Consider the following 25,155-nt stretch of genomic DNA (forward strand, 5'->3'; position numbering starts at 1 on the left):
GCGTGCCTCAGGCGGCCTGCGGCGCGCGCACGGCGGTGGCCGGGCGCGTATCGAGCGTGTCCATCAGCGCGATGGCTTCGTGCTCCATCGCGACGATGTATTCGGAGATCCGGCCGCGGAACCAGCGATGCGCGGCCAGCGCCGGGATCGCGACGATCATGCCGGTCGCGGTGCACACCAGCGCCTTGCCGATGCCGCCGGCCAGCTGGTTCACGTCGCCGATGCCGTGGTCGAGGATGCCCAGGAACATCTGGATCATGCCGACCACCGTGCCGAACAGACCCAACAGCGGGCCGGCGGCGGCGATGGTGCCCAGCGTGTTCAGGTAGCGCTCCATCTTGTGGACGAGATGGCGGCCGACGTCCTCGATGCGCTCGCGGATCTGGTCGCGCGGGCGCAGGCGCACGTCGAGCGCGGCGGCCAACAGTTCGCCCAGCGGCGAGGTGCGGCGCAGGGATTCGATATGGGCCGGGTCCAGCTTGCCGCTGCCCGCCCAGGTGCGGACTTCCTTGCCAAGGTTCGCCGGCAGGACCGCGCTGCGGCGCAGCGTCCAGGCGCGCTCGACGATCAGCGTCAGGGCCAGTACCGACAGCAACAACAGCGGAATCATCGGCCAACCGCCGGCCTTGACCAGTTCCAGCACGCGAACTACCCCTCCGGCCCTCGGCCGTCTCGATCTTCCCGATAGGATAGCCCAGCCGAACGCGAGTCCCCGCGCCGCGCGGCATCCCACAGGCGCGGATGTGCCTGCCGTCGCGCTTCCACCTCGACGCCACGTTCCTGCAGCCGGACGCGCACGGCGCCCTCGCCCGCGGTGTCGTGCACGACGGCCCCGGCATGGCGCCAACGCTCGACCACGAACGGCCGCGGATGGCCGAACCGGTTGCCGTGCCCGGCCGATACCAGCGCCTGCGAGGCGCCGGTCGCGGCGACGAAGGCGGGATCGGACGAGCCACCGCTGCCGTGATGGGCGACGACCACGACGTCGGCCCGGACGTCGGCGGGCGACTCGCGCGCGAGCCGTCGTTCGATGACCTCGCCGATGTCGCCGGCGATCAGGGCCGAACGCGCGCCGGCCTCGATCCGCAGCACGCAGCTGGACTCGTTGCCCAGATCCGGGAAATCGGCCGGTGGATGCAGGAAGCGGAAGTGGACGCCGTCCCAGGTCCAGCCCTCGCCGGCCAGGCACGGGCGCCCCCCCGGGATGCGCACGCCTTCGGGAGCGAACAGCGCCTGGGCCGGAAACAGCGTCGAAACGGCCGGCCAACCGCCGGCGTGGTCGTTGTCGCCATGGCTCACGACGGCCGCATCCAGCCGCGACACCCCGAGCGCATGCAGCACGGGAACGACCGCCCGCTCCCCGGCATCGAAGCCGTCCGGCACCGCCGGCCCCATGTCCACCAGCAGCGCATGGCGCGCCGTGCGCACCAGGACCGACTGGCCTTGCCCGACGTCGATCATCACGAGTTCGGCCTCGCCGGTGGCGGGCAGGCGACGGTCCGGCCACAACAGGGGCAGCCACAGCAGCGCGGCCAGCGCTTTCCCCGGCGTGCCACGCGGCAGCAGCAACCAGAACGCGCCGAGCAGCGCGAGCGGCAAGGCGAACCAGCGCGGCTCGGGGAGCCACCACACCGACAGCGGGCTCGCGGCGAGCCATTCGAACAGGGGCCAGCTGAGATCGAAACACCACGCCGCGAGCTGCCAGGCCCATTCGCCCGCGCCGGCGTGCAGCGTCTCCATTCCCAGCCCGAACAGCGCGAGCGGCACGACCGCGAGACTCCACCACGGCACCGCCACGAGGTTCGCCAGCGGGCCGGCGAGCGAAGCCTGGCCGAACAGGATCGCGGCCACCGGGAGCAGGCCGACCGACGCGACGCCCTGCGCCGACAGGAAATCGCGCACGGCATGTCCGCCGCTGTCGGGCAGGCACCACAACAGCCACGCCACGCCGGCGAAACTCAGCCAGAAACCCGCCGACAGTGCGGCCAGTGAATCGATGAGCAACATCGCGAACGCCGCGAGCGCGAGGCACTCGCCGCCCGACATGCGCCGTCGCAATCCGCGCAGACCGGCGACGATGGCGATCATCAGCGCGGTCCGCACCGTCGGCAGCGCGAAGCCGGCGACGGCGGTGTACAGGCCGGCGCCGATGACGCTGCCCGCCGCTGCGGCGATCGGCGCCGGCACACGCCGGGCCAACGTCGGCCACAGCCACCAGACGGCCCGCACAAGCAGCGCGAAGAAGCCCGCGACGAGGCCGACGTGGAAGCCGGAAATCGCGATCAGGTGCGTCAACCCATTCGCGCGCAGCACCGTCCAGTCCGGGTCGTCCAGGCCACGCACATCTCCAAGTGCGAGCGCGCGGATGAAGCGCGCCGATGGACGATCCACGCCGTGCGCGATCCGTTCGGACATGCCATCGCGCCACGCATCGATCCCGTGTGCCGGCGCGAGCAGCTTCGCGGTTCCGGGCGAACGCACGTAGCCCATGGCGGCGATCCGCTGCGCCATCGCGTACTTCTCCGCGTCGGCGCCACCGGGATTGCGCAGGCCACGCGGCGCACGCAGGCGCACGTCGAAACGCCAGTGCTGGCCGGCGCGCAGCGTGCTGCGTCGGGCGGGATCGTCCTCGTACCACGCCAGGCGCAGATCGCGTCCGCGCAGGCGTGCGTCGTTCACGTCATCGTCGACGCGGAACAGGAAGCGCGTGCGCCGCGGCTCGTGTTCGGGCAGGTCAAGGATGCGTCCGGTGACCACCGCGTCATGGCGCGTGGGCTCGGACGGAAGTTGCAGCGAGAGCGCGTGTGCGGCGTGCAACCCGGCGAGCGCCACGCCCGCCAGCCACCAGCCGGACAGCAACGCGCGCGACGAAGGCGTCCTGATCGAACGCCACAAGCACCCTGCGGCCAGCACCAGCAGGAACGCCGACACCCACCACGGCAACAGCCAGGGCGACCACAGGCAGGTGCATACGCCGGCGAGCAGGCCGAGCGCGGCGGCGATTCCAAAAGGCGGCATCCCTGCCGCTGCCGCCACGGACTAGACCTCGTCCGGTGCAAGTTGGCGCAGCTTGCCTTCGTGCAGTTCGAGCACGCGATCGAGGCGGCGCGCGAGGCGGCGATCATGCGTCACCAGCACCAGCGCCGTGTGCTGTTCGCGATTGAGCGCGAGCATCAGTTCGAACACGGTTTCGGCGGTCTTCTCGTCGAGGTTACCGGTGGGCTCGTCGCCGAGCACGCACGCGGGGCGGTTGACCAGCGCACGCGCCACCGCGGCGCGCTGGCGCTCGCCACCCGACAATTCACCCGGCTTGTGATCGAGACGATGGCCGAGGCCGACCGACTCCAGCAGCGCCTTCGCCCGGCGGTTCGCGTCGGGAACGTGCGCGCCGGACAGCAGCACGGGGAGCATCACGTTCTCGAGCGCGGTGAATTCCGGCAACAGGTGGTGGAACTGGTAGACAAAACCGAGCGAGCGATTGCGCAGCGCGCCGCGGTCCGCGTCGGAGAGCGAACTCATCTTCTGCCCGGCAACGAACACCTCGCCTGCCGTCGGCGTGTCCAGTCCGCCGAGCAGGTGCAGCAGCGTGCTCTTGCCGGCGCCGGACGCGCCGAGGATCGCGACGGTCTCGCCCGACTGCACGGCCAGGTCCAGCCCCGCGAACACCGGCGTGCGCAGCTTGCCCTCGGCGTAGGTCATCGCTAGGCCTTCGGCGCGGATCGCCTCGCCCTGGTGCTTGGTCGACTGCATGGTGTCACTCATAGCGCAGCGCCTCCGCCGGCGCCGTGCGCGCGGCGCGCCAGGCGGGATAGATGGTGGCGAAGAACGCCATGACGAGCGCGACGGCGGCGATGATCGCCACGTCGCTGGCCTGCAGGTCGGTGGGCAGGCCGGTGATGTAGTAGACGTCCTCGGGCAGCAACTGCACGCCTAGCACGGCCTCGATCGCCTTGAGGATATGTTCGAGGTTGAGCGTGAGAACGATGCCGCCGATCACGCCGAGGACGGTGCCGATCACGCCGATCAGGGTGCCCTGCACGACGAACACCTGCATGACGCCGCCCGGTGTGAGGCCGAGCGTGCGCAGGATCGCGATGTCGGCCTGCTTGTCGGTGACCAGCATCACCTGCGAGGAGACCAGGTTGAACGCGCCCATCGCGATGATCAGCGACAGCAGGATCGCCATGATGGTCTTTTCCATCTTGAGCGCGCGGAACATGTTGGCGTTCTCGCTGGTCCAGTCGCTGACACGGTACGGTCCACCGAGCGATACGGCCAGGTCGCGCGCCACGTCCCACGCCAGGTCCATGTCGTGCAGGCGCAGGCGCACGCCGGTGACGCCCTCGCCCATGCGTAGCAGGCGCTGCATGTCGTGCATGTTGGTGACGGCCAGGCCCTTGTCGAAGTCGTTGTAGCCGGCCTCGAAGATTCCGCTGACGGTGAAGCGCTTGAGCTGCGGCACCGCACCAAGGGGCGTGCTGCGGAAGTCGGTCGTGGTCATCACCACGCTGTCGCCGATGCCGACGCCGAGCCACAGCGCCAACTCCTTGCCGAGCACGATGTTGAAGCTGCCCGGCGCGAGCGAATCGAGCCTGCCCTGCACCATCTTGTCGGCGAGCACCGAGACCTTGCCCTCCTGGTCCGGCAGTACGCCGCGAACCAGCGCCGGCTGGTTGCGCGCGCCGGAGAGCAGCGCCTCCTTCTCGATGTAGGGTGCCGCACCGGCCACGCGCTTGTCGGCGACGGCCTGCCTGACCGCGGTCTGCCAGTCGGTCAGGGGTTCGCCGTAGGCGCTGACGGTCGCGTGCGCGGCCATCTGCAGCATGCGGTCGCGGATCTCGCGCTGGAAGCCGCTCATCACCGCCAGCGTGGTGATGAGGGCCGTCACCCCGAGCGCGATGCCCGCGATGGAGGCCAGCGAAATGAAGGAGATGAAGCCATTACGCCGTTTGGCGCGCAGGTAGCGCAGACCGATGGCGACGGGGATGGGTTTGAACATAGCGGGCTAGGATGCCATCGAAGGCCGGGACTGCGCAGCCGGTTGGACCGGAACGGCCAGCCGCAGTTCACGGCGATCGCGCGGCGCCAGCGTATCGGTCCACCAGGCGAGCCGGCGGGACCGCCCGTCGGCGCCACGGAAATGCAGGAAGGCCCAAGGGCCGCGCCAGTGCAGGCGCAGATCGGAGATGTCGATGCCGTCCAGCGCGGCGCGCCCGTCCGGGGCGATCGTCAGGAGATGCGACGGTCGACGCGCCTCGCGCCGCCCCAGACGGACGCCCTGCCCCGCTGCGGTCAGCGCGAGCGGAACGGCGAACGTCACCGGCATTCCGCTCAACAGCACGCTCAGGGCGGCCAGCACGCCAATGGCGCACAGCGCCAAGGCGAGCCATCGCGAAGGCCGCCATTCAAGCCGGCAGGCTGCGGATGCGTTCGACGAGCTGGGCGAGTTCGGCATCGGCGGGGGTGTCGTGTCCCATGAACCAGTGCCAGAGCTTATCGTCCTCGATTTCCAGCAAACGTAGGAAAACCACCCGTTCCGACTCCGGAGCTTGCCGCCATGCACGGTCAAGATATCGCTCGAAAAGACGGTCGAGTTCCCGCATGCCGCGTCGGCTGCGCCAGCGCAGGCGGCTGAGCTCGCGTTCCAGGTCCTGCGTCATGCGCGCCACCATCCCAGCGCGATCGCGCCCCACAGCAGCCACAGCGCCACGCCGCCGGCGACGTAGGCGTAGAAGCGGTGCATGACCTTGTTGTAGGTGCAGTGGATCGCGCTGTGGACCACGCGCAGCAGCACGAACAGCCAGGCCAGCCCGATCGTCGCGACGTTCACCTGCTGCGTCAGGGCCGCCACGACGAGCGCGACGTAGAACAGCACCGGCAGTTCGAACAGGTTGCGGAAGTTGTCGGCCGCGCAGCTGTCGGTCAGCCTTGCTGCGGCCTGCGCCGAGGTCGCGACGGCCTGCGGGTGGATGCGCTCGCGCTTCATCTGCCCGATACGCGTGACGTACATGCGGCACCACACCGCGAAGGTCAGCGCGACCATCGCCGCCGCGGGCATGAAGATCAGTTTTGCATCCATCCATTCACCCCCATCGCTCCTGGAAAAAAGGCGCACTTGCGTGCGCCTTCTTCCGTATCGACTCCACCGCGGCCGCGATCAGGCGCGGCGCGCCAGCATCAGCTTCTTGATCTCGCCGATCGCCTGCGCCGGGTTCAGTCCCTTCGGGCAGGTGCGGGCGCAGTTCATGATGGTGTGGCAGCGGTACAGCTTGAACGGGTCTTCCAGGTCGTCCAAACGTTCGCCGGTGTCTTCGTCGCGCGAGTCGACGATCCAGCGGTAGGCCTGCAGCAGGATCGCCGGACCGAGGTAGCGGTCGCCGTTCCACCAGTAGCTCGGGCAGCTGGTCGAGCAGCACGCGCACAGGATGCACTCGTACAGGCCGTCGAGCTTCTTGCGGTCTTCCGGCGACTGCAGGCGCTCACGATCCGACGGCGACGGGCTCTGCGTGCGCAGCCACGGGCGGATCGACGCGTACTGCGCATAGAAGTGCGTCAGGTCCGGCACGAGGTCCTTCACCACCGGCATGTGCGGCAGCGGGTAGATCGGCACTTCGCCCGCGCTGCAGTCCTCGATGGCCTTGGTGCAGGCCAGCGTGTTGGTGCCGTCGATGTTCATGGCGCACGAACCGCAGATGCCTTCGCGGCAGGAGCGGCGGAACGTCAGCGTCGGATCGATCTCGTTCTTGATCTTGATCAGCGCGTCCAGAACCATCGGACCGCACGTCGCCATGTCCACCTCGTAGGTGTCCACGCGCGGGTTCATGCCGTCGTCGGGATTCCAGCGGTAGACCTTGAAGGTGCGCGCCTGTTTGGCGCCCTGCGCCGGCCAGTGGCGGCCCTTCTGGATCTGCGAGTTCTTCGGGAGGGTAAATTCGGCCACGGTTGCTCGCTCCGGTCAGTACACGCGCTTCTTCGGCGGCACCACGGACACGTCGTCGCTCAACGTGTACATGTGCACCGGGCGGTAGTCGATGCTGGTTTCGCCACGCTCGTTGACCGAGCACAGCGTGTGCTTCTGCCAGTTGGCGTCGTCGCGGTCCGGGAAGTCCTCGCGGGCGTGCGCGCCGCGCGACTCGGTGCGGTTTTCCGCGGAAACGATCGTCACCAGCGCCTGGTCGAGCAGGTTCGACAGCTCGTAGGTCTCGATCAGGTCCGAGTTCCAGATCAGCGAGCGGTCGCTCACCTTCACGTCCGCGAAGGACGCATGGATCTCGCGCATCTTCGTCACACCGTCGCGCAGCGTGTCGCCGGTGCGGAACACCGCCGCGTCGGCCTGCATCGTGCGCTGCATCTTGTCGCGGATGACCGCCGTCGGCGTACCGCCGTTGGCGTTGCGCAGCTTGTCCAAACGGGCGAGCGCCTGGTCGCAGGCATCGGAAGCGAGCGTCGCCTGCTTGCCGTCGCGCTTGACCGTTTCCGCCGCACGGTTGGCGACGGCGCGGCCGAACACGACCAGGTCGAGCAGCGAGTTCGAACCCAGGCGGTTGGCGCCGTGGACCGAAACGCACGCCGCTTCGCCGATGGCGTACAGGCCCGGGACGACTTCGTCCGGGTTGCCGTTCTTCAACTGCACGACTTCGCCGTGGTAGTTGGTCGGGATGCCGCCCATGTTGTAGTGCACGGTCGGGATCACCGGGATCGGCTGCTTCTCGACGTCCACGTTGGCGAAGATGCGGGCCGACTCGGCGATGCCCGGCAGCTTCTCGTGGATCACTTCCGGCCCCAGGTGCGTCAGGTCGAGCAGGATGTGGTCCTTGTGGTCGCCGACGCCGCGGCCTTCGCGGATCTCCATCGTCATCGCTCGGCTGACCATGTCGCGCGGGGCGAGGTCCTTCACGCTCGGCGCGTAGCGCTCCATGAAGCGCTCGCCGTTGCTGTTGCGCAGGATGCCGCCTTCGCCGCGCACGCCTTCGGTGATCAGGCAGCCCGCGCCGTAGATGCCGGTCGGGTGGAACTGCACGAATTCCATGTCCTGCATCGACAGGCCGGCGCGCAGCACCATGCCGCCGCCGTCGCCGGTGCAGGTATGGGCCGAGGTCGCGGAGAAGTACGCGCGACCGTAGCCGCCGGTGGCCAGCACCGTGCCCTGCGCCTTGAACAGGTGCAGCGTGCCTTCGGCCATGTCGAGCGCGAGCACGCCGCGGCAGGCGCCGTTGGCGTCCATGATCAGGTCGAGCGCGAAGTACTCGATGAAGAACTGCGCGTCGTGCGCGAGCGACTGCTGGTACAGCGTGTGCAGGATCGCGTGGCCGGTGCGGTCGGCCGCGGCGCAGGTGCGCTGCGCCGGCGGACCTTCGCCGTAACGCGTGGTCATGCCGCCGAACGGACGCTGGTAGATCTTGCCGTCGTCGGTGCGCGAGAACGGAACGCCGTAGTGCTCCAGTTCGATGATGGCCGGGATGGCCTCGCGGCACATGTACTCGATGGCGTCCTGGTCGCCCAGCCAGTCCGAACCCTTCACGGTGTCGAAGAAGTGGTAGCGCCAGTCGTCCTCGCCCATGTTCGCCAGAGCGGCAGCAACGCCACCCTGCGCGGCGACGGTGTGCGAGCGCGTCGGGAAGACCTTGGTGATGCAGGCCGTCTTCAGGCCCTTCTGGGCCAGGCCGAAGGTGGCGCGCAGGCCGGCGCCGCCGGCGCCGACCACCACCATGTCGAAGGTGTGTTCGTGGATCTTGTAAGCGGGCACGGCGTCAGGCTCCCAGCGCGATGCGGACGATGGCGAGCACGCTGGCGATGCCGGCGAGTGCGCACACGAAGATGTTCAGAAGGTGCAGCGCGGTCGCGGAGAACGGCGTGTGCACGTAGTCCTCGATGATCACCTGCACGCCGAGCTTGGCGTGCCAGAAGGTGGCGATGCTGAAGGCGGTCAGCAGGATCGCGTGGCACGGATGGGCCACGGTGGCGCGCACGGTCGCGTAGTCGTCGCCGATCATCGAGATGATCAGGCCGACCGCGTAGATCGCCAGGAAGATCAGCGCGATCGCGGTGACGCGCTGGACGATGAAGTGGCCCGTGCCGTCCTTCGCCGAGCCGAGGCCGCGGGCGTTCTTCAGCGGATTGCGCAGGTGGGGCTTGTGCGGCTTGATCATGCGGCACCCCGCTGCATCATCGCGACGATCCAGATCAGCACCGTCAGCACCAGGCTGCCGAAGATCGAGAACCAGCTGTTGCGCACGAAGGATTCGATCCTGTAGGCGTAGCCGGCGTCCTGCACCAGGTGGCGGATGCCGTTGAGCAGGTGGTAGGCCAGCGACCAGCTCCAGCCGAACAGGATCAGGAACCCGATCGCCGAGCGGTTGAAGGCGGTGAAGGTCGACCAGGACTCCGGGCCGGCCGCCAGCGCGAGCAGGCCCCAGGTGACGATGAGGCTACCCACGACGAGGACGATGCCGGTCGCGCGGTGGAGGATCGAGGTCACCATCTGCACCTGCCAGCGGTAAACCTGCAGGTGGGGTGAGAGGGGGCGTTCGCGGACGCGGGGTTCGTTCGCCATGAGCGTGGCGGTCTCTCGGCTGGGCGGCGGTGCCGCGTGGCGGGAAGGCGTTTGCAGCGGTGTCAGTGATGAAGGCCGGGCGGTCGCGTCAGAAGTCGATGCAGCGGCCGTTCTTTTCCCAGTCGCCGTAGCGGGTTGGTTCCGGCCCTTCGCGCCCGCCGTGTTCCTTTGCCTGCGTGTCGTCCTTGGACGGCTCCGGTTCCGGAGGCGGCGGCAGTGTTCCGGGAGGGGTTTGGCCTATCATCACAGCGCCAAATGTTAAGTCCCGCCCCCCATGCATGACAACCCGCAACCCACGGCGGACACGGTTTTCGCCCTTCCCGGCTACCGCCTGATCACGCTCGAAGGTCGCGATGCGGCCGCCTTCGCGCAGGCGCAGTTCATGAACGACGTGGCGCTGCTGGAGCCCGGCCAGTGGCAGTGGAGCGGCTGGTTGACCCCCAAAGGTCGCGTGATCGCGCTGTTCGCTTTGCTCAAGCGGTCGGATGAGGCCGTCTGGCTGGTGCTGCCCGACGCGGATGCGGCGGCACTCGCAGCCGCGCTGCAGCGGTTCGTGTTCCGCAGCAAGGTACGGATCCAGGTGCGCGAAGACCTTTATGCCAGTGGGCGGTTCGGCGCGCCGGTGGCGGCCTCGGGCGCGAACTTCACCGGCGACGAGGACGCGGGCTTCGAGCTCGATGTCGGCTCGATCAATGCTCCGCGCACCTTGAGCCTTTCGCGTGCGACGGTGTCGCACGACGAGGCCGCCGCCGCGACGTGGCACGCGTACGACCTCGAACACGGCCTGCCGCGGTTGCCAGCGTCCCAGGTCGAACATTGGACGCCGCAGCAGTTGTCGCTCGATCGCCTGCGTGCTTTCAGCGTGAAGAAGGGCTGCTATCCGGGCCAGGAGATCGTCGCGCGCACGCATTTTCTCGGGCAGGCGAAGCGCGGGCTCGTGTTGTTGGCGGCCGATGCGGCGCTGGAGCCGGGCCAGGACGTGACGGCGGGTTCCGTCGCGATGGGCAAAGTCGTGGCCTCGGCGGTCGACGGCGCGCGTCATCTCGCGCTGGCGGTGATGCCACTGGAACGCGACGCGGTTACGCTTGGAGTCAACGGCGCGCCGGTCACCGAGCGGGCGTTACGCGAGGGATTGGCGCGCTAGCGCGCGTTGGTGGCCCGGGTAAGCGAAGCGCACCCGGGGTGTGCGGCGATCGGAACGGTGATGCCGGGTGCGGCCTTCGGCCTTACCCGGGCTACAAGGGCGATCAGGCTGCGCGGATGGCGCGGCGCTGCGCCTGCCAATGCTCATGCCATGCCTGGAACATCAGCACGTTCCAAAGGTGCGTATGCCATTTGCGCTCGCCTTCGAGGAACTGCCGCCACAGCGCGTGCACGGCATCGGCATCGAAATGCCCTTCGGCACGCAGGCGCGCCGGATCGAGCAGCGTCGCCGCCCATTGGCGCAGATCGCCCTTGAGCCAATCGCTCACCGGCGCGCCGAAACCGCGCTTGCCGCGATCGACCATCGAGTCGGGCAGATACCGCCGCAGCACGCGCTTGAGCAGGTGCTTGTTGCCAGAGGCGTGCCGCTTGAAGTCCAGCGGCAGCGACCACGCGAACTCCGCCACGCGCCAGTCCAGCAGCGGCGCCCTCGCCTCCAGGCTCACCGCCATGCTGGTGCGATCGACCTTGCACAGCAGGTCTTCGGGCAGGTACACGCTGAAGTCGGCGAGCATCATCGCGTCGGCCGGCGTGCCTTTGCCGCGCAACGGATCGGGCTCGTCGTAGAAGGTCTCCGGCAGCCTCGCGCCGGGCACGACCGCCTCCGGATCGCGCCATCGCATCACGCGCTGCCGGTACACGTCGCCGATGCCACGCGCGCCCATTTCCGCGGCCAGCGCTGCAAAACCGCCGGTGCGCGAGGCTTCGCCGTGGGTCTTCGCGCTGCGCGCCAGCGCGTGCCGAAGGAAACCGGGCACCCGGCTGTGCCAGCGCCAGTTGCGCAGCGCCCGCTCGTAACGCTTGTAGCCGAAGAACAGCTCGTCGCCGCCATCGCCCGAGAGCGCGACCGTCACCGCCGTCCGCGCCAGGCGCGCGACCAGCGCGGTGGGCACCTGCGAGGCATCGGCGAACGGTTCATCGAACATCGCCGGCAGCGTCGGCACGACGCCGAGCGCATCAGCGCCGCTGACGTACAGCTCGGTGTGCTGCGTGTGCAGGTGCTCGGCGACTTCGCGCGCCAGGTGGGCTTCGTCGTGGTGCGAGCGCTCGAATCCGATGGTGAAGCTGCGCACCGGATGCCGGCTCTGCGCCTGCATGAGTGCGGTGACGACGGAGGAATCCGTACCCCCCGACAGGAACACACCGACCGGCACGTCCGCGACCATGCGCAGCGCCACGGCGTCGCGCAGCACTTCGTCGAGGCGGTTCTCCGCTTCCAACGCGTCGCCGGCGAACGGCTGCGCCAGCGCGGCGAGCATGCGGTTGCGCGGATCCCAGTAACGGCGTTGATCGCGGGAGGGATCGTGTTCGCGCGGCCCACGCGCGACCTCCGCCGCATCGATGCGCAGCAGCGAGCCGGGCAGCAGCTTGAACGTATCGACGTGGATCGCATGCGGCGCCGGGATGTAATCCAGCCGCAGCAGCAGCGCCAGCGCATCCGGATCGACGCCGTTGTCGAACTCCGGATGCCGCCACAGCGCCTTCAATTCCGAGCCGAACACGAACGTGTCGCCGGCCCAGCCGTAATAGAGCGGCTTCTTGCCCACGCGGTCGCGCGCGAGCCACAGGCAGCGTTGTTCGCGATCCCACAGGGCGATCGCGAACATGCCGTTGCAACGCGACACGGCCTCCTCCACGCCCCACTCCATCACCGCGGCCAGCAGCACTTCGGTATCGGAATGGCCGCGGAACACGTGTCCGCGTGCGACCAGCACTTCGCGCAGCTCGGCGAAGTTGTAGATCTCGCCGTTGTAGACGGCGACGAAGCGGTGGTTCTCCGACGCCATCGGCTGGTGGCCGAGCGGCGACAGGTCGAGGATGCTCAGGCGGCGATGCGCGAGCGCGATGCCCGCGGTGTCGTCGACCCACACGCCACGGTCGTCGGGCCCGCGATGCTCGAGCGCATCGCCCATCGCGCCGGCGAGCGCGTCCAGACGCGCGGCATCGAGATCCGCGGTCGGGCGCAGCAGGCCGGCGAGTCCGCACATGGGTCAGGCCAGCCGGTCCGCGGCGGCGACGATGTCGTCGTCCGACGGAATCACCAGGAACGCCGCGCCCGCGAGCGGTGTGTACGTATCCACGCCGACCACGCGCTGGAACGGGCGCGCACCGTACCCGCCTTCGGCGATCGCGGTGAGCACGCCCTCGCCGACGCCGGCGCTGTGGCGGCCTTCGTCGACGATCAGGATGCGCTTGGCGGTCTTCGCCTGTTCGCGGATGTACGTCTCGTTGAGCGGCACCAGCCAGCGCAGATCGACGACGCGCGCCTTCCAGCCGTGCTTGGCCTCGATCGCCCGCGCCGCACGCAGGCTCATCGGCACGCCGTTGCCGTAGGTGAAGATCACAAGATCGTTGTTGCCTTCGCCGTACACGCGGCCTTCGCCGAGCGGCATCGCTTCGTCGGGCTTCGGATACGACGTCAGCCACTGGCCGTCGCCAGGCTCGTACAGATCCTTGGTCATGTACAGCGCGATGGGCTCGAGGAACACGCTGACGCGCCCGTCCACCTTCGCCAGCGCGGTGAGCGTGCGCAGCATCGTCGCCGCGTCGTCGCCGCGCGAGGGGCAGCCGACGACGAGGCCGGGGATGTCGCGCAACGCGGTGATCGAGTTGTCGTTGTGGAAATGCCCGCCGAAACCGCGCTGGTAACCCAGGCCCGCGATGCGCACGACCATCGGGTTCGCATACTGGTTGTTGCTGAAGAACTGCAGCGACGCCGCTTCGCCGCGGATCTGGTCGCAGGCGTTGTGGAAGTACGCGAGGTACTGGATTTCCGGGATCGGCAGCATGCCGACGTTGGCGAAGCCCTGCGCCATGCCCAGGATCATCGTCTCGTCGAGCAGCGTGTTGAACACGCGGCGCGGGCCGAAGGCCTTCTGCAGGCCCTTGGTCACCGTGTAGACGCCGCCCTTCTGCGCGACGTCCTCGCCGAACAGCAGCGTGTCCGGGTACTTCGCAAAGATGTCGTGCAGCGCGTTGTTGATCTGGATCGCGAGATGGCGCGGCGGCTGGTTCTCCGGCAGTTTCGCTTCGCTGCCGAACACTTCGAGGCGGCGCTCCGCGTAATCGGCTCGCTGCGCTTCGGCCCGCACTCTCGCCGGCGTGTACGGCGCGAGCGGCGCGATCACGTCCTCGAGCTTGTCGAGCTTCGGGCGACGATCGGCTTCCTCGGCCGCCGCGAAGCACTTCCTGCGCGTGGCTTCGTACAGCGCAAGCACCTCGTCCTTCGACATCAGGCCCGATTCCAGCGCGATCGCCGCCGAACGCAGCAGCGGATCGGTCGCTTCCACCGCGCACAGTTCCTCGATCGAACGCCACTCGATTTCGAAATCCGTGCCCGCGTGGCCCATGATGCGCGTGGTGCGCAGGTGCAGGAACGTCGGGCGGCGCGTCGTGCGGCAGTGTTCGACGGCGCGCTGCACGTCGGCATAACCGTTCGCGAGATCGAGACCGTCGGCGGCGAAATAATCGAGCCCGTCCATGTTGCGGAAGCGGTTGGCGATCCAGCCGCCCGGCGTCTTCACCGAGATGCCGATGCCGTTGTCCTCGCACACGAACAGCACGGGCGCGGGCAGCTTCTGGTAGGCGGTCCATGCGGCGGCGTTGAACGCGGTCTGCGCGGTGGCGTGGTTCGCGGAGGCGTCGCCGAAGGAGCAGATCGCGATGCTGTCGGCGGGAATCGGCAACGCGTGGTTGAGTCGCTTGCCCACTTCGATCGCCACCGCCGTGCCCAGCGCCTTCGGCAGGTGCGAAGCGATCGTCGACGTCTGCGGCAACACCCACAACGGTTTGCTGCCCCACACTTTGTGACGGCCGCCGGACGCGGGATCCTCCGCGCTCGCGGCGAAGCTCAGCGCCGAATCCATCACCGGATCCATGCCCGGCAGCTTGCGGAAGCGCTCGGCCATGAAGCCGCCTGAGCGGTAATGCAGGAACGCCGGATCGGTATGGCGCGTCAGGCGCGCAACCATCGCGTTGCCTTCATGTCCGCTGGAACCGATCGTGTAGAAGACCTTGTTCTGCACGCGCAGCACGCGCGCCATCAGGTCGAGGTGGCGGCTGATCAGCTGCGATTCGAAGAGTTCGCGGAAACCCTGCGCATCGAGTTCGCTGCCCGGCAGGATCGGCGCGCCGGCGGCGGGACGTGCGTGGACGTCGCCGCTCCAGGCCTTCACGAACTCGCTGAAGTTGACGTCGCAGATCTCGGCCCGGTTGAGGCCTTTCATGCGCGCGGGGATGGGATTGGGGATCAGGGACATGGTCGGTTCCGGAGGGCCCGCGCCGAGAATGCGCGGGCGAAATGCGTGTGCGTGCGATCAGTCCGGCAGCGCCAGGCGCGAGAGGACTTCCACCGGCGGCGTCGGCATGGCGACGAAACGCGGCGTCTGGCGCACGCGTTCGATCCACGCCTGCACGCCGGGATATGCGGACAGGTCGAAGCCGCCTTCATCGGCGACGGCGGTGTAGGCGAACAGCGCGATGTCGGCGATGCCATAGGCCTCGCCGCTGAACCATTCGTTCGACTTCAGATGCTGTTCCATCACGGCGAGCGCCTGGTTGCCGCGTTCGCGCAGTTGCGGCAGTGCCGCGCGACGCGGGGACTCCAGCTGCGTCCAGCCGCGAATGAAACGCGCCACCGCGATGTACGGCTCATGGCTGTACTGCTCGAAGAACAGCCAGCTCAGCACCTGCGCGCGCGCGAACGCGTCGCCGGCCCAGAACGGCGTGCCTTCGGCGAGCCAGCACAGGATCGCGTTCGACTCGGTCAGGATGCGACCGTCGTCGGTTTCGATCATCGGCACCTTGCCGTTCGGGTTCTTCGCGAGGTAGCCGGGCGTGCGCGTTTCGCCGATGGTGCTGTCGACCTCGACCCACTTGAACTCGCGTTCCAGCTGGGTGAGCAGCAGGCGCAGCTTGTGGCAGTTGCCGGAACTGGAATAGCCGTAGACGGTGATCATCGCTTCATCCCCTCGCGTTCGCGTCGTGCGAACCACTGTTCACGCGACTGGCCCCAGACTTCGATGTCCTTCGTGTCGTACGGCGCCGGCAGGCGGCCCATGCGCAGCAGCGTCGAACCGAGCTTGGCGGCGACGACTTTCGAGTTGGTGTTTTCGGGGGCGATGGTGTGGATCACCTCGTCCCAGCCGAGCGTGTCGAAGGCCCAGTCGATGGTGGCGGTCGCCGCTTCCGGGCCGTACCCGCGGCCCCAGCGATCGCGCACGATGCTCCAGCCGACTTCCGTGCCCGGCCAGCCTTCCGGCTGCCACGGGCCGACGCGGCCGATCCACTGCCCGCTCGCCTTCTCGATCACCGAGAACATCGCGAAGCCCTTCAGGTGCCACACGCCGATCATCGCGGCGAAGTTGCGCCACGCGGCGGCACGCGGTTCGGTACCGCCGATGTGGCGGCAGGTTTCCTCATCGGCCTTGAACGCGGCCCACGCCTCGAAATCCTCCGCCTGCGGCGGGCGGAGGATCAGGCGTTGCGTTTCCAGTGTCGGACCCAGCTGCATCGCCGGCTCCGGATCAGAACGCGTTGATGCCGGTGAGCTCGCGGCCGATCACCAGCTGGTGCACGGTTTCCGTGCCTTCGTAGGTGATGACCGATTCGAGGTTCAGCGCATGGCGGATCGCGGCGTGTTCGGTGGTGATGCCCGCGCCGCCGAGCAGGTCGCGACATTCGCGCGCGATGTCGATGGCCATGCGGCAGTTGTTCCACTTCGCCAGCGAAACCTGCGCCGGCTGCATCGTGCCCGCGTCCTTCAGGCGACCCAATTGCACGACCAGCAGCTGCGCCAGCGTGATGCGACGCGCCATCTCGGCCATCTTGATCTGCGCGCTCTGCGTCGCCGCGACCGGGCGGTCGAACAGGATGCGTTCCTTCGTGTAGTTCAGCGCCTCGTCCAGGCACGCGATGGCCGCGCCGATCGGGCCCCAGGTGATGCCGTAACGCGCCTGCGTCAGGCAGCCCAGCGGCCCCTTCAGGCCCTTCACGTTCGGCAGGCGGTTCGCATCGGGCACGCGCACGTTGTCGAAGAACAGCGAGCTGGTGACCGACGCGCGCAGGCTCATCTTGTGCTTGATTTCCTGCGCGGCGAAACCGGGCATGCCCTTCTCGACGATGAAGCCCTGGATGCCCTCATCGGTCTGCGCCCAGACGATGGCGATGTCGGCCAGGTTGCCGTTGGTGATCCACATCTTGGAGCCGTTGAGGATCCAGTCGCCGCCGTCGCGGCGCGCGTTGGTCTTCATGTTGGCCGGATCGGAACCGCCGTGCGGCTCGGTCAGGCCGAAGCAGCCGATGACCTTGCCGGCGGCCATGTCCGGCAGCCAGCGCTGGCGCTGCTCTTCGCTGCCGTAGGCGTAGATCGGGTACATGCACAGCGAAGACTGCACGCTGACGAAGCTGCGGATGCCGCTGTCGCCGCGTTCCAGTTCCTGGCAGATCAGGCCGTAGCTGACCGCGTTGAGGCCGGCGCAGCCGTACTTCTCGGGCAGCGAGGAACCCAGCAGCCCGAGTTCGGCGATCTCGCCGACCAGTTCCTTCGGGAAGCGTCCCTGGTCGAAGGCGTCGCCGATGATCGGGATCACGCGCTCGTCGGTGAACCGGGCCACCGTGTCCTGTACGGCGCGCTCCTCTTCGGTGAGCAGCGAGCGAACGTCGTAAAGGTCGTACGGATGCAGGGCCATGGCGCACTCGACTTGGGAAAGACCGCCATTGTACGGGCGCCCCGCGATGCGGGTAAGGCCACGTAAACGCTTGCAGCGCCGGGGATTTTCCCGTCGGGCAAGAAAAAGGGGCCGGATCGCTCCGGCTCCTTCGGGTCTTGCATGCGGTGTGGATCAGCCGCGCGTCGGGCCCGCGGCGGAGGCGGTCTGCGTGACCACCTGGCCATCGATGACCGGCAGGCGACCGCCGACCGGGCGCTCGTCCATGCGGATGGTCTGCTCGGCGCCGTTGTAGCGGTAGGTCACGTCGTAGCCGACGACCTTGTCCTCGTCGCCCAGCAGGATGCGGCTGCCCGGCTTGCTGTCGGTGCGCATCGTGCCGGTGGTGCCGTCCGGATTGCGGTAGGTCACGTTGTAGCCGACCACGCGCGAGGATTCGGACGTGGACGAAACGGTGTGGCACTGGCGCTCGGTGCGGCTGGTGACCTTGCCGCCGACGTGACGCTTGTCGATCTGGTTGCCGATGAAGCCACCGGCCACCGCGCCGCCGACGGTCGCGGCCTTCTTGCCGTTGCCGCCGCCGACCTGGTTGCCCAGCAGGCCGCCGATCACCGCGCCAGCCACGGTGCCGCCGACGTTGCCGTCGCGTTCCGGGGCGCGTTCCTGCACGACCACGTCCTCGCAGACTTCGCGCGGCGTGGAGGTGGTGCTGGTCTCGCGGATGGCGTCGGTGCCGATCACCGTCGCGTAGAGCTTTTCCTTCTCGGTGATCGACTGGACGTTGGTGACGTCGGCGTATTCGACCTGGTTGGAACCGATGGCGCCGTCTGCGGCGACATCGCCTTCCTGGCCCGGCAGGAGCTGGCCATCGGCGGTCGCGGCCGGGGCGGCGTCCTTGTTGCCGAAACTGTTGAATGCGGCCACTGCGACACCGCCGACGAGCAGCGAAGCCAGGGCGACGGCGAGCATGTTCTTGTTCATCTCAGGCCTCTGCGGCGGGGCGTGCCCGCGTTGTTGGATGGCGCCATTCGACCACTGGAAAGCTGAACGGCCGCCGATTTTTTAACATCAAGCTGTCGAAATTGTGAACCGGTCCGGGCGGCCGTGTTAGCGTCATTGAGACCGCCGTCAAACTGTATCTGCCATGCCGTCCCCACTCACGCCGCCGCTGCTCGCCTTCCTGTCGAAGCTCAGCTTCCCCCGCCTGTTCCTGGTCACGGCGGCGCTGTTCCTGGTGGACCTGGTCGTGCCCGACCTCATCCCGCTCGCCGACGAGCTGCTGCTCGGCCTGGGCACCCTGTTGCTGGCGAGCTGGAAGAAGCGCAAGGAACCGCTGCCCCCGCCGGCGCAGCGCTGAGCGCGCATGCCGTCGCTGGTCGACACCCACTGTCATCTCGATGTCGACGAGTTCGACCGCGATCGCCATGAAGTGATCGCGCGCGCGCACGAGGTTGGCGTGCGGCACCAGATCGTACCGGCCATCGATGCCGCCGGCTGGCCGAAGCTGCGCGAGGTCTGCGCACGGGACGACGGCCTGCATGCCGCCTACGGCCTGCATCCGCTGCTGCTCGACCGGCACGAGGATGCGCACCTGGACGAACTGCGCGGCTGGCTCGAGCGCGAACGCCCCGTCGCGGTCGGCGAATGTGGACTCGATTACTTCGTCGAAGGGCTCGATCGCGAGCGCCAGCAGCAGGTTTTCGAACGCCAGCTGGAACTCGCGCGCGACTTCGACCTGCCGGTGATCGTGCACGCGCGCCGCGCAGTGGACGCGGTGATCGCCTCGATCCGTCGCGTGGGCGGGCTGCGCGGCGTGGTGCACAGCTTTTCCGGGAGCCGGGAGCAGGCGAAGCAGTTGTGGAAACTGGGCTTCCTGCTCGGCCTCGGCGGTCCGGTGACGTACGAGCGCGCCAACCGCCTGCGCAAGCTGGCCGCGAGCATGCCGCTGGAGTTCCTGCTGCTGGAGACCGATGCCCCGGACCAGCCCGATTCGCAGCACCGCGGCCAGCGCAACGAACCGGCGCGGATCACCCGGGTCGCGCAGACGATCGCCGAACTGCGCGGCATCGACGCGGAGGAAGTGGCGCGAACGACGACCGCCAACGCCATGCGGCTGTTCGCGATCTCCTAACCCTTCGATGCACCCTTGCGCTTGAGCAGCAGTTCCAGCGCGCGCCCCACCGCCGCGAACGCGAACGTGCCGGTGATGTGCGTGGCTGCGCCGAGCCCCGCGCCGCAATCGAGCTTCAACGCCGCATCGCCCGACACCTGCGGGCGGATGCCGCACACCGTGCCGTCGGGCTGCGGGTATTTGACGTTCTCCAGCGAGTAGATCGCCGAGATACCGAAGTAACGGTCGGCGTTCTTCGGAAAATTGAATTCGCCGCGCAGCTTCTTGCGCACCAGCGCGAGCATCGCGTCGTGCTCGGTACGCGAGAGATCGCGCACGCGCACCAGCGTCGGATCGGTGCGCCCGCCCGCCGAGCCGACCACGATCAGCGGCAGCTTGCGGCGCCGGCACCAGGCCGCCATCACCACTTTCGTGCGGAAGCTGTCGCAGGCGTCGATCACCAGGTCGAAGCCGCGATCGAGCATTTCCTCCAGGTTCGACGGCGTGACGAAACTGGCGATGGCCTCCACCGTGATCTGCGGGTTGATGGCGCGGCTGCGTTCGGCCATCGCCTCCACCTTCACGCGTCCGTATTGGCCGGCCAGCGCCGGCAACTGGCGATTGGTGTTGGAGACGCACAGGTCGTCCGCATCGATCAGCGTCAGGTGCCCCACGCCCGTGCGCGCCAGCGCCTCGGCCACCCACGAGCCCACGCCGCCCATGCCGATCACCGCGACGCGGCAGCCGGCCAAGTGCGCGACGGTGCCGCTGCCGTACAGGCGATCCACGCCGGCGAAGCGTTCGAGCCATGCGGGATCGAGCGCGTGTTCGGGAATGGTCTGCGCGGGGGCGGTGGACGTCGTCATGGCGACATTGTAAGCGCCGCACGCGCCGGGGCCGTTCGCCGCGCGTGGTATCGTGCCGCGATTTTCCAAGGAGCCAGGCATGAATACCCAGCCCAGCGGTACGCGCAGCCATGCATCGCGATATCTGTTCCTGTTCCTCGTCGGCCTGGTGGTCGGCGTGGTCGCCACGGTGATGGCGATGCGCGCCATCGATGCGCGCAGGGACCATTTCCATGGCAGCGTGATGCACGTGCAGCAGTGGCACCTTGGCCAGCTGAAGCAGAAGGTCGATCAGAACCGCTGCGCCGCCACCGACGTGCTGCCGCACATCAAGGCGCTGCGCACGATGGCCGACGACCTGGAGCCGGCGTTCCCCGACCTTGCCGACGACCAGCGCTTCGCCCAGCACGCCAGCCGCATGCGGGCACGACTGGACGCCGCACTGGCGAGTCCGCCGCTCAACTGCGCGGGCGTCGCGACCACGACCGCCGACGTCGGCGAATCCTGCAAGGCGTGCCATCAGGATTTCCGCTGACGCTTTGCAGTGGCTGAACGATCCGGAAAGCCGCGGCGCGCGTGGTGTCGACATTGATCGGCAGTTCACCGCGCCGCGTCTAGCGTGACCGCCATGGCGACGGGGCTGTCACGCCCGGCCATCCCACCTCCAGAAAGGAGTCGCGCATGAATATCCAGAACGTCCGTCTGCTCGGCGTTGCCGCTGCCGCCACGATCGCCCTCGCCGGCTGCGCCACGTCGTCGCCGGGCTACAGCACTTCGCCGAGCTATGGCGGCGGTTACAGCTCCGCGCCCGCGCAGTGCTACGACTGCGGCACCGTGACGCGCATCGAACAGGTCACCACCGGCAGCAGCGCGCCCAACGCCACCGGCGCGGTGCTCGGCGGCATCGTCGGCGCGGTCGCCGGCCACGAGATCTCCCGCCACACCGGCGGCAGCAAGGGCAACCAGAACGTCGCCGCGGCAGCCGGTGCGGTCGGCGGCGCGCTCGCGGGCAACGCGATCCAGAAGAACACCACCGGCGCGTCGTACAACGTCTACGTGCGCATGAACGATGGGCGCACCACCGTGGTCACGCAGCGCGACCTGGGCAACATCCGCGAGGGTTCCTACGTGCGCGTGCACGACGGCAAGGCCTGGGCGCAGTAACCGCTGCCGCCGCATCGCGTCTTCGGACGGCGCGCTGCGGATTCACCGGCAAGGTCCGAAAAAGAAAAACCCGGCTTGCGCCGGGTTTTTCATGGCTGTCGCGTCGAGGCGCGACCGCGGCGCTCCACCATCGGAGCAGCTGCGATCAGAGCGGCTGGACGGCGTCGGCCTGCAGGCCCTTCTGGCCCTGCACGACGGTGAAGGAAACCTTCTGGCCTTCCTTCAGGCTCTTGAAGCCCTGGGTCTGGATCGCGCGGAAGTGCACGAACACATCCTCGCCATTCTCGCGGCTGATGAAGCCGAAGCCCTTGGCATCGTTGAACCACTTGACGGTACCGGTTTCACGACCTGACATTGGCACTTACTCCTTGGAACGTTGCGGGTTGAAAACGTGGCACGCCACGTGCTGGTTGCAAGGAGGAAGCGAGGTGCAACGATGTAGCGGATCGAAGATCAACCGCATCGGGCCACGATTCACGGTGACCATGGCAAACACAGCGTCCGCAACGTAACCCGGGTCTGGTGAAAATGCAATCCGGGCAAAGTGGGTGTCGGCAAGGGGTATAGAACGATGGATTTTCAGGTGCTCTGGTACGTCCTGGCGGGGGTGCTGGTACTGGTCGGCGTGGCCGGTACCGTGCTGCCCGCCCTGCCCGGCCTGCCGCTGGTATTCGGCGGCATGCTGCTGGCCGCCTGGGCCGGAAATTTCCAGCACGTGGGCTGGTTCCCGCTGGTGATCCTGGGGTTGTTGACGGCCGTGTCGGTGGTCATCGATTTCCTCGCGACCGCCGTCGGCGCCAAGCGCGTCGGCGCGAGCCGGCTCGCCGTCGCGGGCGCGATGGTCGGCACCTTCGCGGGCCTGTTCTTCGGACCCATCGGCCTGTTCACCGGGCCGTTCCTCGGGGCGCTGGGCGGCGAACTCCTTCACGGTCGTGAAGTGCGCAAGGCGGCGAAGGTCGGCTTCGGGACCTGGCTGGGCATCGTGCTGGGCGTGGTGCTCAAGCTCGGCCTGGCATTCGCAATGGTCGGACTGTTCGCGCTGGCCTGGATTCTCTGACCCTTCATCTTCCGCCGTGTTGCGATGCGACACTGGCCGGCATTCCTCCCCCAGCGAGTCCCCCATGCCGATGCACTGGCACGAAGCCCCGCGCGATCGCCCTTCCCTCGCCCGCCACAGCCTGCTCCTGATCGCCGCCGCCTCGCCCGCCGCGGCGCTGGCGCAGGCACCCGCCACGCCGGCCACGCCGGAGGCCTGCGTGTCGATCAACGTCGATTCCGACCGGCTGGCCTGCTACGACGCCGCGCTCGGCCGCGCCGGTCGCGACACCCGCGGCGCGGACATCGCGGCGAAGGAAGCCAGGGCGATCCAGCAGAACCTCGAACTGGCCGAGGAAGTGGTGCCCGGCACCGCACCGCCCGCGGCCGGCGGCGACCTGTATCCGATGGAGGACACGCTCCAGCGCGCCATCGCCAACGCCGGCAAGGGTTCCCTGCTCGACAGCCGGTGGGAACTCGCCAAGGACTCCAAGCTCGGCGTCTTCAACTTCCGCGCCTACAAGCCGGTGTACCTGCTGCCGGCGTTCTGGACCACCGACACGAACCAGACGCCGACCTCGCCCAATCCGAACAACACGGTGACCACGCCGCTGGAAGTCGATGCGCTGGAATCCAAGTTCCAGCTCAGCTTCAAGACCAAGGCGTGGGAGAACATCTTCGGAGACAACGGCGACCTGTGGCTGGCCTACACGCAGTCTTCGCGCTGGCAGGTCTACAGCCCGGAAACCTCGCGCCCGTTCCGTGAGACGAACTACGAGCCGGAGGTCATGCTGACCTTCCGCAACAATTACCGCCTCGGCGGCTGGAACGGTCGGCTGCTCGGCATCGGCGTGAACCACCAGTCCAACGGCCGCGCCGATCCGCTTTCGCGCAGCTGGAACCGCGTGATCGGCATGATCGGCCTGGATCGCGAGAACTGGGCGCTGACCGTGCGCCCGTGGTGGCGCGTCGACGAAAGCGCCAGCGAGGACAACAACCGCGACATCGAGGACTACGTCGGCCGCGGCGACGCGACGCTGGTGTACGTGCACGGCGGGCACCAGTTCTCGCTGATGGGCCGGCATTCGCTGCGCGGCGGCGACCGCTCGCACGGTGCGGTGCAGTTCGACTGGGGTTTCCCGATCAGCCGCAGCCTGCGCGGCCACGTGCAGGTGTTCGACGGCTACGGCGAGAGCCTGATCGACTACAACCATCGCGCGACGTACATCGGCCTGGGGATTTCGCTGCTGGAGTGGTACTGAACGGAACCCGCCACGCGCGCGCCTGATCGCACGTGGCGTGCGCCTTGTCGCAATCTGGGCGAACGGGCTGTCCCATCATGGCGATCCTTGGAGATCGCGTGCAGGGAGAAGCCACGATGGACATGCGACGCATCCTGTCGCTCGACGGCGGCGGCATTCGCGGGCTGGTCAGCTGCCTCTGGCTGGCCGGCGTCGAGGACGCACTGGTCCGCGCGGGCAAGCCCGGACTGCTGAAGTCGTTCGACCTGCTCGCCGGCAGTTCGACCGGCGCGATCGTCGGCTGCGGGCTGGCGGTCGGCCTGTCGCCGGCGCAGCTCGCCCAGCTGTACCGGCAGCACCGGCACATGATCTTTCCCGGCATGGCGCAGCGGCTGTGGTCGCGCGCCGGGCGCATGTTCACGCAGGGCGTGTCGGCACCGCGCTACGACGCGAAGGGGCTCGAGGACGTGTTGCAGGCGGTGTTCGGCGACACGCGGCTGGGGCAGTCGAAGATCCCGCTGCTGATCACCAGTTACGACACCATCGCGCGCAAGCCGATCGTGTTCAAGAGTTTCAAGCCCGAACACGCGGACCTGCGGATGTGGGAGGTCTGCCGCGCCTCGTCGGCGGCTCCGACGTACTTCCCCGCGCACGCGATGACGGTGGAAGGACGCAAGCGCGCGATGATCGACGGCGGCGTGGTCGCCAACAATCCGACTGCATGCGCGATCGCCGAGGCGATGCGCAAGGACGCGCGCGTGGACAGTGCGCAGAACCTCGTCGTGCTGTCGGTCGGCACCGGCGAACGCAGCCGTCCGATCGACCTGAAATCCGCGCAGGAATGGGGCGCGGTGGAATGGGCGATCCCGATCATCGACGTGCTGTTCGACGGCAACACCGATGCGGTGGACTACATCGCGCGGCATCTCATCGGCGATGGCTATTTCCGTCTCCAGGCGGAGCTGCTCACCGGCCTGGACGACCTGGACGACGTGAGCGAGACGAACGTCGCGGCGCTGGAGGCGATGGCGACGGATTACCTGCTGCGCGAGGAGACGCGGAAGACGCTGGCGGGGCTGGTGGCGCGGGTGTAGCGGTCAGGGCTGCTTCGCGTTCACGGGCGCTGTTCCGCGCACGAGGAACCGTCATTCCGCTTGGGGAACCGTTATCCCGGCGAACGCCGGGCTCCAGCTCTTGTAGCCCGGGTAAGCGAAGCGCACCCGGGATCTGTCACGCTTGACCCGGGTGCGCTTCGCTTACCCGGGCTACAAAACCTGCGAAGTAGCCGTCATTCCGGCGAAGGCGGGATCCAGGCTGTCGCTCGATCCGCAACATT

The 25,155-nt window shown here is 68.2% G+C and carries 27 protein-coding genes and 1 pseudogene; 8 read left to right on the forward strand and 20 right to left on the reverse strand.

Going from position 1 to position 25,155, the window contains the following annotated elements; all coding sequences use genetic code 11:
* Positions 1 to 7 precede the first annotated feature (7 nt).
* From AC3ANK_RS10995 to AC3ANK_RS11050, 12 genes and pseudogenes are all read right to left on the reverse strand, one after another.
* Positions 8 to 643 carry a MotA/TolQ/ExbB proton channel family protein gene (locus AC3ANK_RS10995; RefSeq protein ID WP_206860839.1) on the reverse strand — a complete coding sequence of 212 codons (636 nt, stop codon included), beginning with the start codon at positions 641 to 643 and terminating at the stop codon, positions 8 to 10.
* A pseudogene (locus AC3ANK_RS11000) lies at positions 537 to 3,018 on the reverse strand (DNA internalization-related competence protein ComEC/Rec2); the annotation flags it as partial. The pseudogene AC3ANK_RS11000 and the gene AC3ANK_RS10995, both read right to left, overlap by 107 nt.
* Positions 3,019 to 3,039: 21 nt before the next feature.
* Positions 3,040 to 3,762: a lipoprotein-releasing ABC transporter ATP-binding protein LolD gene (lolD, locus tag AC3ANK_RS11005; RefSeq protein ID WP_484171163.1), complete on the reverse strand. Its 723-nt coding sequence runs from the start codon at positions 3,760 to 3,762 to the stop codon at positions 3,040 to 3,042.
* Complete coding sequence (locus tag AC3ANK_RS11010) at positions 3,755 to 4,999, reverse strand: lipoprotein-releasing ABC transporter permease subunit (protein ID WP_206860842.1); 1,245 nt, start codon at positions 4,997 to 4,999, stop codon at positions 3,755 to 3,757. Before AC3ANK_RS11010 ends, lolD begins: the two co-directional genes overlap by 8 nt.
* Positions 5,000 to 5,005: 6 nt before the next feature.
* Entirely contained in the window at positions 5,006 to 5,380 is a 375-nt protein-coding gene (locus AC3ANK_RS11015; protein ID WP_484171164.1) for a hypothetical protein, read from the reverse strand.
* A 25-nt stretch (positions 5,381 to 5,405) separates the two neighbouring features.
* Complete coding sequence (locus tag AC3ANK_RS11020; protein ID WP_206860844.1) at positions 5,406 to 5,660, reverse strand: FAD assembly factor SdhE; 255 nt, start codon at positions 5,658 to 5,660, stop codon at positions 5,406 to 5,408.
* Positions 5,657 to 6,079 carry an MAPEG family protein gene (locus tag AC3ANK_RS11025; RefSeq protein ID WP_484171165.1) on the reverse strand — a complete coding sequence of 141 codons (423 nt, stop codon included), beginning with the start codon at positions 6,077 to 6,079 and terminating at the stop codon, positions 5,657 to 5,659. Before AC3ANK_RS11025 ends, AC3ANK_RS11020 begins: the two co-directional genes overlap by 4 nt.
* Positions 6,080 to 6,157: 78 nt before the next feature.
* Positions 6,158 to 6,940 carry a succinate dehydrogenase iron-sulfur subunit gene (locus tag AC3ANK_RS11030; protein WP_206860846.1) on the reverse strand — a complete coding sequence of 261 codons (783 nt, stop codon included), beginning with the start codon at positions 6,938 to 6,940 and terminating at the stop codon, positions 6,158 to 6,160.
* Between the two features lie 15 nt (positions 6,941 to 6,955).
* The gene (sdhA, locus tag AC3ANK_RS11035; RefSeq protein ID WP_157030483.1) at positions 6,956 to 8,746 is read right to left on the reverse strand and encodes a succinate dehydrogenase flavoprotein subunit; all 1,791 of its coding nucleotides are present in this window, start codon (positions 8,744 to 8,746) and stop codon (positions 6,956 to 6,958) included.
* A 4-nt stretch (positions 8,747 to 8,750) separates the two neighbouring features.
* Positions 8,751 to 9,149: a succinate dehydrogenase, hydrophobic membrane anchor protein gene (gene sdhD, locus AC3ANK_RS11040; protein WP_206860847.1), complete on the reverse strand. Its 399-nt coding sequence runs from the start codon at positions 9,147 to 9,149 to the stop codon at positions 8,751 to 8,753.
* Positions 9,146 to 9,553, reverse strand: a complete 408-nt coding sequence (gene sdhC / locus AC3ANK_RS11045; protein ID WP_484171166.1) for a succinate dehydrogenase, cytochrome b556 subunit — start codon at positions 9,551 to 9,553, stop codon at positions 9,146 to 9,148. The genes sdhD and sdhC overlap by 4 nt, the downstream gene beginning before the upstream one ends.
* 88 nt (positions 9,554 to 9,641) lie before the next feature.
* Positions 9,642 to 9,833, reverse strand: a complete 192-nt coding sequence (locus AC3ANK_RS11050; RefSeq protein WP_320415164.1) for a DUF1674 domain-containing protein — start codon at positions 9,831 to 9,833, stop codon at positions 9,642 to 9,644.
* On the opposite strand from AC3ANK_RS11050, the gene ygfZ reads away from it, so the two are divergent.
* Positions 9,828 to 10,697, forward strand: coding sequence for a CAF17-like 4Fe-4S cluster assembly/insertion protein YgfZ (gene ygfZ / locus AC3ANK_RS11055; RefSeq protein ID WP_484171167.1), 870 nt, complete (start codon positions 9,828 to 9,830; stop codon positions 10,695 to 10,697). The two genes, AC3ANK_RS11050 and ygfZ, sit on opposite strands and share 6 nt — an antisense overlap.
* Before the next feature lie 103 nt (positions 10,698 to 10,800).
* Here the strand turns inward: ygfZ and asnB are convergent, their stop codons facing one another.
* The 6 genes from asnB to AC3ANK_RS11085 form a co-directional block, all read right to left on the reverse strand.
* Entirely contained in the window at positions 10,801 to 12,744 is a 1,944-nt protein-coding gene (gene asnB, locus AC3ANK_RS11060; protein WP_484171168.1) for an asparagine synthase (glutamine-hydrolyzing), read from the reverse strand.
* A 3-nt stretch (positions 12,745 to 12,747) separates the two neighbouring features.
* Complete coding sequence (locus AC3ANK_RS11065; RefSeq protein ID WP_484171169.1) at positions 12,748 to 15,015, reverse strand: thiamine pyrophosphate-dependent enzyme; 2,268 nt, start codon at positions 15,013 to 15,015, stop codon at positions 12,748 to 12,750.
* 57 nt (positions 15,016 to 15,072) lie between these two features.
* On the reverse strand, positions 15,073 to 15,714 hold the full coding sequence (locus AC3ANK_RS11070; RefSeq protein ID WP_484171170.1) for a glutathione S-transferase family protein: 642 nt from the start codon (positions 15,712 to 15,714) through the stop codon (positions 15,073 to 15,075).
* Positions 15,711 to 16,268 carry a GNAT family N-acetyltransferase gene (locus tag AC3ANK_RS11075; protein ID WP_484171171.1) on the reverse strand — a complete coding sequence of 186 codons (558 nt, stop codon included), beginning with the start codon at positions 16,266 to 16,268 and terminating at the stop codon, positions 15,711 to 15,713. The genes AC3ANK_RS11070 and AC3ANK_RS11075 overlap by 4 nt, the downstream gene beginning before the upstream one ends.
* A 13-nt stretch (positions 16,269 to 16,281) precedes the next feature.
* Entirely contained in the window at positions 16,282 to 17,445 is a 1,164-nt protein-coding gene (locus AC3ANK_RS11080; RefSeq protein WP_484171172.1) for an acyl-CoA dehydrogenase family protein, read from the reverse strand.
* A 153-nt stretch (positions 17,446 to 17,598) separates the two neighbouring features.
* Positions 17,599 to 18,405 (reverse strand): glycine zipper 2TM domain-containing protein, encoded by an 807-nt coding sequence (locus AC3ANK_RS11085; RefSeq protein ID WP_305062066.1) that lies wholly within the window; start codon positions 18,403 to 18,405, stop codon positions 17,599 to 17,601.
* Positions 18,406 to 18,568: 163 nt separating this feature from the next.
* On the opposite strand from AC3ANK_RS11085, the gene AC3ANK_RS11090 reads away from it, so the two are divergent.
* On the forward strand, positions 18,569 to 18,781 hold the full coding sequence (locus AC3ANK_RS11090) for a DUF6116 family protein (protein WP_206860854.1): 213 nt from the start codon (positions 18,569 to 18,571) through the stop codon (positions 18,779 to 18,781).
* A 6-nt stretch (positions 18,782 to 18,787) separates the two neighbouring features.
* The gene (locus tag AC3ANK_RS11095) at positions 18,788 to 19,555 is read left to right on the forward strand and encodes a TatD family hydrolase (RefSeq protein WP_484171173.1); all 768 of its coding nucleotides are present in this window, start codon (positions 18,788 to 18,790) and stop codon (positions 19,553 to 19,555) included.
* Here the strand turns inward: AC3ANK_RS11095 and AC3ANK_RS11100 are convergent.
* Positions 19,552 to 20,400 carry a tRNA threonylcarbamoyladenosine dehydratase gene (locus tag AC3ANK_RS11100; RefSeq protein ID WP_484171174.1) on the reverse strand — a complete coding sequence of 283 codons (849 nt, stop codon included), beginning with the start codon at positions 20,398 to 20,400 and terminating at the stop codon, positions 19,552 to 19,554. The two genes, AC3ANK_RS11095 and AC3ANK_RS11100, sit on opposite strands and share 4 nt — an antisense overlap.
* 79 nt (positions 20,401 to 20,479) lie before the next feature.
* On the opposite strand from AC3ANK_RS11100, the gene AC3ANK_RS11105 reads away from it, so the two are divergent.
* Both AC3ANK_RS11105 and AC3ANK_RS11110 read left to right on the forward strand, forming a co-directional pair.
* Positions 20,480 to 20,914, forward strand: a complete 435-nt coding sequence (locus tag AC3ANK_RS11105; RefSeq protein ID WP_484171175.1) for a hypothetical protein — start codon at positions 20,480 to 20,482, stop codon at positions 20,912 to 20,914.
* Between the two features lie 146 nt (positions 20,915 to 21,060).
* Positions 21,061 to 21,543 (forward strand): glycine zipper 2TM domain-containing protein, encoded by a 483-nt coding sequence (locus tag AC3ANK_RS11110; protein ID WP_206860858.1) that lies wholly within the window; start codon positions 21,061 to 21,063, stop codon positions 21,541 to 21,543.
* A gap of 145 nt (positions 21,544 to 21,688) precedes the next feature.
* On the opposite strand, the gene AC3ANK_RS11115 is transcribed toward AC3ANK_RS11110, so the two are convergent.
* Positions 21,689 to 21,898, reverse strand: coding sequence for a cold-shock protein (locus AC3ANK_RS11115; RefSeq protein ID WP_206860859.1), 210 nt, complete (start codon positions 21,896 to 21,898; stop codon positions 21,689 to 21,691).
* Positions 21,899 to 22,114: 216 nt separating this feature from the next.
* On the opposite strand from AC3ANK_RS11115, the gene AC3ANK_RS11120 reads away from it, so the two are divergent.
* From AC3ANK_RS11120 to AC3ANK_RS11130, 3 genes are all read left to right on the forward strand, one after another.
* Entirely contained in the window at positions 22,115 to 22,600 is a 486-nt protein-coding gene (locus AC3ANK_RS11120) for a DUF456 domain-containing protein (protein WP_206860860.1), read from the forward strand.
* Positions 22,601 to 22,670: 70 nt separating this feature from the next.
* Complete coding sequence (locus tag AC3ANK_RS11125) at positions 22,671 to 23,840, forward strand: phospholipase A (protein WP_484172869.1); 1,170 nt, start codon at positions 22,671 to 22,673, stop codon at positions 23,838 to 23,840.
* Positions 23,841 to 23,956: 116 nt separating this feature from the next.
* Positions 23,957 to 24,913, forward strand: a complete 957-nt coding sequence (locus AC3ANK_RS11130; protein ID WP_206860861.1) for a patatin-like phospholipase family protein — start codon at positions 23,957 to 23,959, stop codon at positions 24,911 to 24,913.
* The last annotated feature ends 242 nt before the right edge of the window (positions 24,914 to 25,155 follow it).

This window comes from Lysobacter sp. SCRH-1R (assembly GCF_057747855.1).